12 protein-coding genes are annotated in these 12,550 nt (G+C 33.7%); 1 reads left to right on the top strand and 11 read right to left on the bottom strand.

Features of this window, described 5'->3' with window-relative positions; all coding sequences use genetic code 11:
• Positions 1-64 precede the first annotated feature (64 nt).
• From ndk to cmk, 9 genes are all read right to left on the bottom strand, one after another.
• Positions 65-514: a nucleoside-diphosphate kinase gene (ndk, locus tag ACF91D_RS27250; protein ID WP_107527481.1), complete on the bottom strand. Its 450-nt coding sequence runs from the start codon at positions 512-514 to the stop codon at positions 65-67.
• Positions 515-652: 138 nt separating this feature from the next.
• On the bottom strand, positions 653-1,606 hold the full coding sequence (locus ACF91D_RS27255) for a polyprenyl synthetase family protein (RefSeq protein WP_107527482.1): 954 nt from the start codon (positions 1,604-1,606) through the stop codon (positions 653-655).
• A 26-nt stretch (positions 1,607-1,632) separates the two neighbouring features.
• Entirely contained in the window at positions 1,633-2,334 is a 702-nt protein-coding gene (locus ACF91D_RS27260) for a demethylmenaquinone methyltransferase (protein WP_042738645.1), read from the bottom strand.
• A 35-nt stretch (positions 2,335-2,369) separates the two neighbouring features.
• Positions 2,370-2,915 carry a heptaprenyl diphosphate synthase component 1 gene (locus ACF91D_RS27265; protein ID WP_107589667.1) on the bottom strand — a complete coding sequence of 182 codons (546 nt, stop codon included), beginning with the start codon at positions 2,913-2,915 and terminating at the stop codon, positions 2,370-2,372.
• A gap of 262 nt (positions 2,916-3,177) precedes the next feature.
• Positions 3,178-3,450, bottom strand: coding sequence for an HU family DNA-binding protein (locus ACF91D_RS27270; RefSeq protein ID WP_015900354.1), 273 nt, complete (start codon positions 3,448-3,450; stop codon positions 3,178-3,180).
• A 169-nt stretch (positions 3,451-3,619) separates the two neighbouring features.
• Positions 3,620-4,618, bottom strand: coding sequence for an NAD(P)H-dependent glycerol-3-phosphate dehydrogenase (locus ACF91D_RS27275; protein ID WP_042738643.1), 999 nt, complete (start codon positions 4,616-4,618; stop codon positions 3,620-3,622).
• Positions 4,619-4,637: 19 nt separating this feature from the next.
• On the bottom strand, positions 4,638-5,948 hold the full coding sequence (gene der, locus ACF91D_RS27280) for a ribosome biogenesis GTPase Der (protein WP_042738642.1): 1,311 nt from the start codon (positions 5,946-5,948) through the stop codon (positions 4,638-4,640).
• Between the two features lie 198 nt (positions 5,949-6,146).
• Positions 6,147-7,340 (bottom strand): 30S ribosomal protein S1, encoded by a 1,194-nt coding sequence (rpsA, locus tag ACF91D_RS27285; protein WP_107527724.1) that lies wholly within the window; start codon positions 7,338-7,340, stop codon positions 6,147-6,149.
• A 222-nt stretch (positions 7,341-7,562) separates the two neighbouring features.
• Positions 7,563-8,222, bottom strand: coding sequence for a (d)CMP kinase (cmk, locus tag ACF91D_RS27290; RefSeq protein WP_107513360.1), 660 nt, complete (start codon positions 8,220-8,222; stop codon positions 7,563-7,565).
• Positions 8,223-8,300: 78 nt separating this feature from the next.
• On the opposite strand from cmk, the gene ACF91D_RS27295 reads away from it, so the two are divergent.
• Positions 8,301-9,275 (top strand): asparaginase, encoded by a 975-nt coding sequence (locus tag ACF91D_RS27295; protein WP_107527723.1) that lies wholly within the window; start codon positions 8,301-8,303, stop codon positions 9,273-9,275.
• Between the two features lie 613 nt (positions 9,276-9,888).
• Here ACF91D_RS27295 and ypdA read toward each other — a convergent pair.
• Together ypdA and ACF91D_RS27305 are read right to left on the bottom strand one after the other, a co-directional pair.
• On the bottom strand, positions 9,889-10,875 hold the full coding sequence (ypdA, locus tag ACF91D_RS27300; RefSeq protein ID WP_042738638.1) for a bacillithiol disulfide reductase YpdA: 987 nt from the start codon (positions 10,873-10,875) through the stop codon (positions 9,889-9,891).
• Positions 10,876-11,161: 286 nt separating this feature from the next.
• Positions 11,162-12,550: LysM peptidoglycan-binding domain-containing protein (locus ACF91D_RS27305; protein WP_392438054.1), on the bottom strand; the 1,389-nt coding region annotated here is incomplete at its 5' end.

Below are 12,550 nucleotides of genomic sequence, written 5' to 3' on the forward strand. Positions count from 1 at the left end.
AAAAATAAAACCCTCAAGAAATTCATCTCAAGGGTCTCAATTTTATAATATATGTAAAATGGTATTATTCATATAACCAAGTTTCGCGAGTCTCAGTATAATCGCTAAGTTCTTCAGGTTTGAACCACAAAGCAATCTCTTTCTTTGCAGATTCTACAGAATCAGATCCATGAATAATGTTTCTTCCAACTGTTAAACCTAAATCTCCTCTAATCGTACCAGGAGTTGCCTCAGATGGATTTGTCTTGCCAATAATATGACGCGAGATATGTACAGCATCTTCAGCTTCAACAACCATTGCAAATACTGGTGCAGAAGTAATGAATTCAATTAAATTGTTATAGAAAGGCTTGCTCTTATGTTCAGAGTAATGTTCTTCAGCAAGTGATTGTGGCACTGCCATTAATTTACCCCCCACAATCTTTAACCCCTTTTGTTCTATACGAGAAATAATTTCTCCAATTAAATTACGTTGTACCGCGTCCGGTTTAATCATTAAAAAAGTTCTTTCCATCTTGTGTAAATCCCCCTGTATTGTTGTTTAAGTGTAAAATTCGTTATACACAATAAGATATATCTAAATAAATATACTTATCCGATACAGTCCTATATTAACAGGTAATTAAAGCGCTTTCAACGTTTTTCACATAACTTACACATTTCTTTTTCCAACTTTTTTAATAATCTTTTTAAATAATGGTTTTGCACTGTCATTTTCAAGTTCATCAATCAGACTCAAAGCTTTATCGAGATATTTATCACTAATTTCTTGGGCAGTTTGTATCACATTTGATTGACGTATTGTATTGATACATGTCTCAAATTCTGCTTTATTACTTTCAGGGCTAAGCGCTGCAATTTGTGTTTTAAATTCAGTGTTAACTTTCATTTCAAGAAGTACTGGCAATGTGAGATGACCATTCATTAAATCACTACCTACTGGTTTGCCTAATTGCTTCTCTGTACTAGTAAAGTCAAGAATATCATCTACAATTTGAAAGCTCATACCTATATAATGACCAATCATTTTTAAATTGTGGATAGTTTTAATATCTGCACCTGCAGCAATAGCGCCAACCTCTGTAGATAATTGGATAAGTAATGCAGTTTTTCTATTGATACGTCTTAAATAATTAGTAATAGTTTGATTGCTGTTAAACTGGTCTTGAAATTGGAATAATTCTCCCTTGCAAACATCGACAATAGAGTGTGAAATAACTTTGTGAACCCGATTATCTTCTATATACGAAATATATTCTAAGCCTAATGCAAGTAAGAAATTGCCAGTTAATATTGCAGTACTCTGATCCCATTTTTTAGAAATAGTTAAACGGCCACGACGACGATCACTCTTGTCTATCACATCATCATGAACCAGTGTGGCCATGTGAATTAATTCTAATGCGACAGCTACTCTATACACATCTTCGCTTTCTGTTTCACCAAATTGTCCACTTAAAATAGCGAATGCGGGTCTAACACGTTTTCCACCTGATGTGAATAAATGCTTGGCAGCAGCTTCTAGTGTCGGATCCTTGCTGATAATTGCTTGTTCGATTCTTTTTTCTACTTTTTTAATTTCGTTGTTCATGTTTAACTTTGACACGCTAATCACCTTTGGTTAATTCGATTTTATTTATAGCCAAGGTGCATTGCTGCAACGCCACCTGTAAAGCTACGTACTTTTATGTTACTGAATCCAGCTTGTGAAAATAGTCTTTTTAATTTCTCTTTATCTGGGAAATCAAATGTTGATTGTTGAAGCCATTCATATTCCTCTTTGGATTTAGCAAAAATTTTACCAAAAATAGGCATGATAAATTTAAAGTAAAATTTATATAACTGTGTAAATCCAGGTGTTGTAGGTTGGCTTGTCTCGAGACACACTACCATTCCCCCTGGTTTTAATACGCGGTTTAATTCCTTTAGCGTTGCCAAATAATCGGGAACATTTCTAAGACCAAACCCAATTGTAACATAGTCGAATTCATTATCTTCGAAAGGCAAGTTCATTGCATCACCATGGACTAAGTTAATATTGTCCATATCTTGCGTTTTTGTCTTCCCTACTTCAAGCATATTTTCACTGAAATCAACACCTGTTACTTCACCTGTTGGGCCTACTGCCTTACTAAGTGAAATTGTCCAATCAGCTGTTCCACAACAAACATCTAAAGCCTTTGAACCCGGTTTAACTTTCATTTCTTTCATAACATGCTTTCTCCATGTCTTATGTTGTTCAAAGCTGATGATGTTATTTAATCGATCATATTTTCCTGATATATTTTGAAAAACGTTATGCACTTTTTCCTTGTTTACTTTATTATCTGCCATAGTTATTACCTCTTTTAAATTTGATTTCAGTTTTGTTAAATATTTTGAATGAATAATTTAATTTCGTTATCTGTATATTTTTTTAAATAAGCAGGTTTCTGTTCAATGAGTTGACTTAATAGTTTATCATTAATGCTTTGTATATCAATTGCTTCATTGGCATAATGCTTCAACGTAATCATTAAAAAAATGTTCTCTACTTTTAGTATGTGAGAACCCATTTCTGATTTATCTATATCATCTTGGTGTACAGATGATTTAATTTCATTTACCTCCACAATTGATCGACTGATATCCTTTTGATAACTTGGATTATTTAAAGTTGCTAATAATGTATAAAAATGGGCACTTATTAAATCACCGATTAAAATAGATTTCTTTGAAGTATCTTTTATATAGGCTTCATCTAAGTGGCGCATTGCAGTATCTATAGTGAGGCAAGCTAATTTCGCTTCTTCAGGAATATCGTATGTATCAAGTATTTGACCTAATATTTGATTGAAATATATAGATTCATAATGGTCTACACCTTTAAGTCTGCTGCTAATTTGTTTTTCTAATATGCTTAATGTCGTTTCCATGTTCACACCTCACGTTATTATCAATATACATATTAACATTATATAATGAAAAATAAAATCAACGATAATTAAAGTTATTAATATTTAATGTTAAATATACCAGTTAATGACAGTTTGTTGAAGATTATGGAATTTTTAAATTCCTAATTTTATGTAAATTACTTAAATGAGAGTTATTGTTTGATTTTTTATGTATTGCGTCATCGAAAAAATTACAAAAAGAAAAAGCCCCTTTAAAAGGGCTTTAAGTAAAAGTAAAGAATTATTTAACTGCGTCTTTTAAAGCTTTACCAGCTTTGAATGCTGGAACTTTGCTTGCAGGGATATCAATTTCTTTACCAGTTTGAGGGTTACGGCCTTTACGTGCAGCACGTTCACGTACCTCAAAGTTACCGAATCCAATTAATTGTACTTTTTCACCTTTAGAAAGTGATGATTGAATTGATTCGAATACTGCATCAACAGCTAAACCTGCTTCTTTTTTAGTTAATTCAGCTTGTTCAGCTACAGCATTGATTAAATCTGTTTTGTTCATTATGAATTCACCTCCCCTAGGGTCTATAATGATAACTTTGTATCATTATGCTTTGACTTTAACACAACGATAATCACTACTGCAACGATTTATGCGCAAAAAACGTTGAAATAATGGGATTTTGATGACAAATTGTTATAAATTTAATTAAAAGTGTAAAAATACTTTACTATTCGGACTTTTTGCCGCGTCCCATGAGGTCTTTGACACTTTCTGATACAGGTGTATTTTCAAATAAAACACGATATAAAGCTTCAGTGATTGGCATTTCAACATTATGCTTTTTAGCTAAATGATGAACTGATTTCGTCGTATAAACGCCTTCGACAACCATGTTCATTTCATCTAAAGCTGTTTCTAGTGATTTACCTTCACCTAATTTGTATCCTAAAGTAAAGTTACGAGAATGTGTCGATGTACATGTAACGATTAAATCTCCAATGCCACCAAGACCTAAGAAAGTAAGTGGATCTGCACCTAGCTTTTCACCAAGACGACTTATTTCAGCTAGCCCTCTTGTCATTAGTGCTGCTTTAGCATTGTCGCCAAATCCCATGCCTGTAATCACACCACTAGCAACAGCGATAATATTCTTTAATGCGCCACCTAATTCAACACCAACTAAATCGTCGTTTGTATATACACGCAAATATTCATTCATGAATAAATCTTGTGTCAACAAACTAACTTCTTTTGACTTTGATGATGCGGCAACAGTTGTTGGTTGTTTTATAACAACTTCTTCAGCGTGACTTGGTCCAGATAGTACACCGATGCCAGCATTGTGTTCAGGAGAAATTGAATCCTCTAACATCTCTGAAACACGTTTGAAGGTGTCATTTTCAATACCTTTCGCCACATGTATAAATGTTTTTTTAGTTGTTAGCAAGCTATCGATTTTTTTTGCAATTTCACGCATTGCTTTTGTAGGCAGTGCCATTAAATAAATATCCGCAAATTGTGTTGCTTCTTCAATATCTAATGTTGCTTTAATCGATGAATCTAAAATTGCATCATTTAAATACTTTGTATTTTTATGTTGTTCATTGATATCGTTAATTGTTTGTTCATTTTTTCCCCACATTAATACTTGATGTCCATTTTCTGCTAAGACATTCGCAAGTGCGGTTCCAAAACTTCCAGTGCCAAATACGGTAACGTTTGACATGGTATCCCCTCCGGTCTAATTAATTTCGTTTTCTTGGTATAATATGCACAGGTGTTCCTTCAAAACCAAATGCTGATCTGATTTGATTCTCTAAATAACGTTTATAAGAAAAGTGCATTAATTCTACATCATTAACGAATACTACAAATGTAGGTGGTTCAATTGCCACTTGAGTCGCATAGAACACATTTAATCGACGCCCTTTATCTGTAGGTGTTGGGTTCATAGAAATGGCATCTGTAATTACTTCGTTTAGAGTTGAACTTTGAACACGCTTTTTATGATTTTCACTTGCTTCTCTAATGTATGGGAAAAGTGTTTTTAATCTAAGTTTTTCCTTTGCAGAAATAAATGCAACTTCTGCATAATCTAAAAATTGGAATTCTTTACGAACTTCATCTTTGAATTCTTTCATTGTATTCGTTTCTTTATCAACTGTATCCCATTTATTGACTACGATAACAATTGCTTTACCTTCTTCATGAGCATAGCCCGCAACGCGTTTATCCTGTTCGATAATACCTTGTTCAGCATCGATAACGATTAAAATGACATTTGAACGTTCGATCGCTTTTAATGCGCGTAATACCGAATATTTTTCAGTATTTTCATAGACTTTACCCTTTTTACGCATACCAGCAGTATCAATTAAAACATAATCCTGTCCATCATAACTATACTCTGTATCAACCGCATCTCTTGTAGTACCTGCTACGTTAGATACAATGACGCGTTCTTCACCCAAAATGGCATTAACTAAACTAGATTTACCAACGTTTGGTCTACCAATAATAGATAAACGGATAGTATCGTCATCGTAAGGTTCAGGTTCTTCGTCTTTAAAATGCTTAACAACTTCATCTAACAAATCCCCAAGCCCAAGGCCATGCGAACCTGAAATAGGGTATGGTTCTCCGAAACCTAATGAATAAAAATCATAAATTTCATTTCGCATTTCAGGATTGTCTACTTTATTGACTGCAAGTACGACTGGTTTTTTCGATTTATATAGCATTTGGGCAACCATTTCATCACTTTGAGTTAACCCTTCACGTACATTTACCATAAAGATGATGACGTCTGCTTCATCTATAGCTATTTCTGCTTGTGCTTTAATTTGTGTTTGGAATGGTGCATCACCAATTTCAATACCTCCAGTATCAATAATATTGAAATCATGTGTTAACCATTCGCCTGATGAATAAATTCTATCACGAGTTACTCCGGGTGTATCTTCAACGATAGATACACGTTCACCGACAACTCTATTAAAGATTGTAGATTTACCAACATTGGGCCTTCCTACAATCGCTACTATAGGTTTAGTCATAACTTACTTCCTCTCTTTTATAATCTCTATAATTTTATCACATGGTTTAATTAATTCAAAAGAAATATTAAATCAATCCCCTCTCTTGAATGATAATCGGATTATATTGCTTCATTTCAGTATATATAAGCACATAAAAAATAATCTTGTCCTATGGAATCATAAGGACAAGATTTAAATTGGTATATATTGGTCAGATTAAAATTTAAAGTCTTTCAATTTATCTCCAAAGACATCACCAAGTGTAGGATTATCATCCTCATCAGATGAACTATCTAAGTATGATTGTGTTTCTTCATTATTGCTTTCTTGAGAGTGATCATCAGACTCTTCATTTGGCAATGTTGCTTTGATAGATAATGAAATACGTTCGTTATCTATATCCACCCCAAGTACTTTCACTTTAACTTCTTGACCAGGTTCTAGTACTTCGCTCGGAGTGCCGATGTGTTTGTGGCTAATTTCAGAAATGTGTACTAATCCTTGTACACCTGGTTTGATTTCAACAAAAGCACCAAACTCAGCTAATCTGATAACTTTACCATCGATAACATCGCCTTCGCTAAACTCTCCTTGGATAGATTCAAACGGACTAGGTAAAGTATCCTTAATTGATAATGAGATTCTTTCAGAATCTTTATCGATTGATTTTACTTTTACTTTAACATCATCACCAATTGAAACGACATCTTCAGGTGATTTAACATGCTCGTGAGATAACTCAGAAACATGCACTAAACCATCTACACCACCAATGTCGATAAACGCACCAAAGTTAGTTAAACGAGCAACTTTACCATCGATAACATCGCCTTCATTTAATGAAGATAATAAAGCGTCCTTTTTCTCTGCATTTTCTAATTCTTCTACAGCTTTTCTACTAAGGATGACGCGATTATTAGCAGGATCTAATTCCTCGACCTTTAATTTTAAGACTTGACCTTCAAAATCAGAGAAATCTTCAATGAAATCAGTTGAAATTAATGAAGCAGGTACGAAACCTCGTTGTCCTACATCCACAACTAATCCGCCTTTAACTACTTCTGTTACTTTGGCTTCAATTGTCTCATTGTTATCAAGCTGTTCTTGCAGGAATTCATATGATTTCTCTGTTTCAAGTTGACGTTTTGATAGTATATATGCACCTGTTTCATTCTCTTCGTCATACTCAACTTTTGTAACGTATGCACCAATTTCGTCACCGACTTTCACAGCATCACTAGGTGTATCAATGTGATGAGTAGAAAGTTGACTAATAGGGATAATGCCATTAAACTTACTACCGTTTACATGAACAATTACTTGCTTTTCTTCTATTTCTAGAACTTCGCCAGTAACCTTGTCCCCTTCTTTAATATCGTGGATCATTGATTCGTTGAATTCTTCAGTCATCTTGTCTGCCTCCTTATTACACTACATATTTATAACATCTTATAAACTGTCAAAATTGTCAAGAAATTCTACTCTTTTAGAGGAATGCCATACATTTATGCCAATATATGTAGTAATAAAATCATAAAAAATTGTACATCCTTGTTATACCCTATTCGAAATAATATATAACTTTTTTAGTCAATTTTTACGTTGCTTTTAATAAGATGAGCTGAAATAGTTTTATGCCAACGATGAAACCATATCAAGTATCTCATTAGTTACAGTTTCAATATCCTTTCCAGTAGTATCTAAAGTTACCGCATCATCTGCTTTTTTAAGTGGAGAGATTTCACGATTCATATCATAATGATCTCGGTCTGCAATTTCTTGTCTAAGTTGCTCGACAGTTGATTCAATGCCTCTTTCCTCATTATCTTTTTGTCTACGAATAGCACGTTCTTCAACTGAAGCGATCATGTATACCTTTAAATCAGCATCAGGTAATACAACAGTACCAATATCTCTTCCATCCATGACGATACCTTTTTTAGCTGCCAATTCTTGTTGTTTATTTACCGCAAACGTTCTTACCGGTTCCTTTGAAGCTACATATGAAACATGATTCGTAACGTCATTTTCTCTTAAGTAGTCTGTAACATCTTGATCATCTAAGATGACACGTTGTCCTTTCACTTCGTCGTATGTTAAAGCTAATTCAGAACCTGCAATTAATGTCTCAAAATCTTCTGTTTTATTTTGTTGTAAATATTTATATGTAATTGCACGATACATTGCTCCCGTATCGACATATATCATTGATAATTTTGCAGCAACTATTTTTGCAATTGTACTTTTACCTGCGGCTGCAGGACCATCTAATGCGATATTTATTCGTTTCATTTCAGAAAACCTTCCTTGTTGTTTTATGAATAATATTTTATCATAAATATGTATTATATTAATAGGAGGAATGCACGCATGAAAAAACTTCTTGTCATACATACAGGTGGCACAATCAGCATGTCGCAAGATGAATCAAATCAAGTTGTTACTAATGAGAAGAATCCAATTTCAACACATCAAGAAATTATTAAAGCATATGCTGACGTAACAGAAATTACACCATTTAATGTACCATCACCACATATGGATATTCATTATGTTGAGCAATTAAAGGACATTATTGAATCAGCAGCTAAAGAAAATCAATATGATGGTTTTGTAATTACTCATGGTACCGATACATTGGAAGAAACTGCTTATTTATTAGATTTAACAGTAGAAATTTCCCAACCGATTGCAATTACAGGTGCAATGCGTTCCTCAAATGAAATTGGTGCAGATGGTTTGTATAATTTTATATCGGCAATTCGTGTTGCGACGAGTGATGAATCCACTAATATGGGAGTTATGGTTGTATTTAATGATGAAATACACACAGCTAGAAATGTTACTAAAACGCATACATCAAATACGAATACCTTCCAAAGTCCAAACCATGGACCGTTAGGTGTAGTGACTAAAAATAGTGTCCAATTTCATCACAAACCTTTCGAACATCAGATATTAGATAAAATCAATCAAAATTTAAATATTCCTTTGGTAAAAGCATATATGGGCATGAATAATGATGTTTTAGAATTTTATAGTAAGCAAAAAGTTGATGGAATTATTATAGAAGCCTTAGGTCAAGGTAATTTACCACCTACTTGTTTAGAAGGTTTAGCTGCTTGTTTAAATCAACGTATTCCTATTGTACTTGTTTCACGTTCGTTTAATGGGATTGTTGGCCCGATTTATGCATATGAAGGTGGTGGCGCAACGTTAGAACGTCAAGGTGTTATATTTTCTAATGGATTAAATGGGCCAAAAGCCAGATTGAAATTATTAGTTGGACTTAGCAACAATTTAAATAGTGACGAATTAAATCATTATTTTGAATCTCAATTATAATTTGTGGATTTGATTGATAGATTGATAGTCCGAATTTATAAGTCTATTAAACATATGACTTTAAATTGCATTTCATCAATAGGTTTTATAAATAATAAAGTCTTGTATATGAATTTAGGTAAAATAACACTCAGATGATTGAATTCAATTTATCTGAGTGTTATTTTGTTGAATATTACGTATTATTGGCTCGCTTTCCTAGGGGACAGCTTCAGCCTGTAGTCTTCAGCTTGTCCTGCTCCCTCAGGAGTCTCTCTAACATACTTTGTATCTGTGTATAAATTCATATTAAAATACTATGGGGAAAATGATCCTTTTGTTCATTTACTAACTACAAATAAATGAGCTATTTTAAGTATAAAGACTGCAACTCAACTTTACTGTCAAAGGTAACTACAATACGAATCCCCTTAATTGTTAGTTGATGATATATTATTGAAATTGTTTTATCAAACCTTGGAACTGAATATTGATGAATACCAACATCATCGTGCTACTACTTCTAATAATTATAAAAAAGACAATTTCTATATTATTTCAATAGAAATTGTCTTCTTAAACTTGTCAGAAGATTTTACATCTCAGAATCTATTTATATTTATTGTCCTATCTATTATGATTCAAGCGGTGTTTGCTTTTTAGTTAAAATACTTTGTGTAATTATGCCACCGTGGTATTTTCCATTTTCAATAAAGATGGTATTTGCATCATTACCAGCAGCGATTACACCTGCAATATAGCAGTTTTCTACATTAGTTTCGTAGGTTTCTTTATTGTGTACGGGTGCTGTACCAAATTCATTTGTGTTTATTTCAATCCCTATTGATTCTAAGAAGTCATAATCTGGATGATAACCAATCATCGCAAATACATAATCATTAGGGATTTCGAATATTTGATCATCTTGCTTATATTCTATTGAGTTTTCATTAATTTTTATCACTTCAGCATTAAAGTGCATATTGATTTTTTCATTTCTTACTAAAGATTCAAAATTTGGTAATATCCATGGTTTTATTGCTTGTGGATAAGCTTCACCACGATATAGTACTGTAACATTAGCACCAGCTTTTTCAAGTTCTAATGCCGCATCAACTGCAGAGTTTTTGCCTCCTATTATAACCACATTTTGATCAAAATAAGGGTGCGCTTCTTTAAAATAATGTTTAACTTTTGAAAGTTCTGCACCTTCAACTTCAAGTGTATTATGATGTCCATAATAACCTGTAGCAACTGTTAAGAATCTACATTGATACACATCTTTAGTCGTTGTAATTGTAAATCGATTATTAATCTTTTTAACGGTAAGGACTTCTTCAAAAGCATTAATACGCAATTGATGATGTTTAACAACTTCTCTATAGTATACTAATGCTTGGTTTCGATGAGGTTTACTGTCTTCTACAATAAAAGGAATGTCTCCGATACTTAATTTATCACTTGATGAAAAGAATGTTTGATGCGTTGGATAATTGTAAATTGCATTTACGACGTTACCTTTTTCAATAACTAATGTTTCGATACCTTTTCTTTTTTGTTCGATAGCGGCACTTAGTCCACAAGGACCTCCGCCTATGATGATACTTTCGACTGTTTGCATACGTAATTGTCCTCCTTTAACCACTCATATATTATACCAGTAGTTATAAAAAAACCAAATGAAAGAAACTGAAACTTCTATATATCAACTGTTTAAATTTAGAATATATAATTGTAAGATAAACATATTTTTAAACAATAACTTAAAGTAGTTAATCATATACCAATATCATTAATTGCTGCAGGAAATTTTCAATGTATAAATTAAGGCGAGCTAATCCAAAGAATAAGATTAACTCGCCTATTTAAAGCGTGTGTATTAATGCTAGTATCACTTTAAAATTTTATTATTGTGGAATTACTAAACGTTGACCATTGTGTATATCATTGCCTGAAAGGTTGTTAGCTTGTCTTATTTTTTCGACATTTTCAGGTGTTCCTTCACCATAATATTGAATAGCAATTCTATATAAGTTTTGACCATTTACAACATGAGTACGTTGTCCTGAAGTGTTTGTTGATTGTTGTGAATCTTGGGAACTATTTTGGCCACTTGTTGACTGATCATCGCTGTTAGAAGAGCTAGATTGACCTTGGTCAGTAGCTGCACCACTTGAGTTACTATCACTAGCACTTTGATCACTAGAATCAGAACCATTTGTAGCTTGATCAGAACCACTGCTTTGACTACTGTTGTCAGATGAATCTGAATCACTTGTAGCTTGATCAGAGTCAGAGTCGCTACCGTCAGACGCACCAGATGATTTTTCACTGTCATCTGAACTTTTAGACTTGTCATCACTAGACTTATCTTTATCTTTATCAGAATCAGCTTTTTTATCTTTATCTCCGTCTTTGTCTTTATTATCAGCTACTTTTTTATCATCGTTAGCACTCTTATCATCATTATTTCCAGTTAAGGCCATGCCACCGAAAATACCAATTGCCGCCAAAATTAAGATTGCTGCTAAAATTGGTAATAATTTACCTAATAAGCCGCCTTTTTTCTTTTTACGTTTGTAATCATCGTTATTATTATTACTATTATTTTGATGATTGTTTCCGCCATTTCCATTAGAACCGGAACCACTTGCTTTTGAAGCTGCTGCGGCGCCACCAGCACCCGCTGCAGCACCACCAGCGACTGCGGCACCTTTTTTCTTAGATTTACCGTTGTTCTTTTCTTCATTATGTTGTTCTTTTGATTGTGATTCGTTTGATTTATTGTCTGCAGTGTTACTTTCTGCGTTTTTATCTTTGTTTGATTTGCTAGCAGCATAAGCACCTGCACCTGCGCCCGCTGCAGCAGCACCGCCAGCAATAGCAGCGCCTTTTTTCTTGGAACCATCTTTTGAATCGGTTGATCCATTTTGCTCATGTTGTTCCTTGTTATTTTTATTGTGCTCTGGATCATTGACTCTATTATCAGCATCATCCTTATTTGCAGCATATGAGCCTGTGCCAGCACCAGCAGTAGTACCACCTGTCTGTGTAGCGTCTTGCTCACGATTTGTAGTATCATTTTGATCATCAACATGCTGTTCTTTCGAAGAATGCTTGTCGTTATTGTGTTTATTTGCAGCATAAGCACCTGCACCAGCTGCTGCTGCGCCACCAGCAATGGCAGACCCTTTACCATTATGTTTATCATCTGCAGTTCGCTTGTCAGCTGCATCTTTATCTTGATGTGATAAATCAGTATCATCTTTACGAGTGTTTACGTCACTTCTGTCATG

It is taken from the genome of Staphylococcus sp. 231237_7MaSpsaltlick (assembly GCF_043107035.1).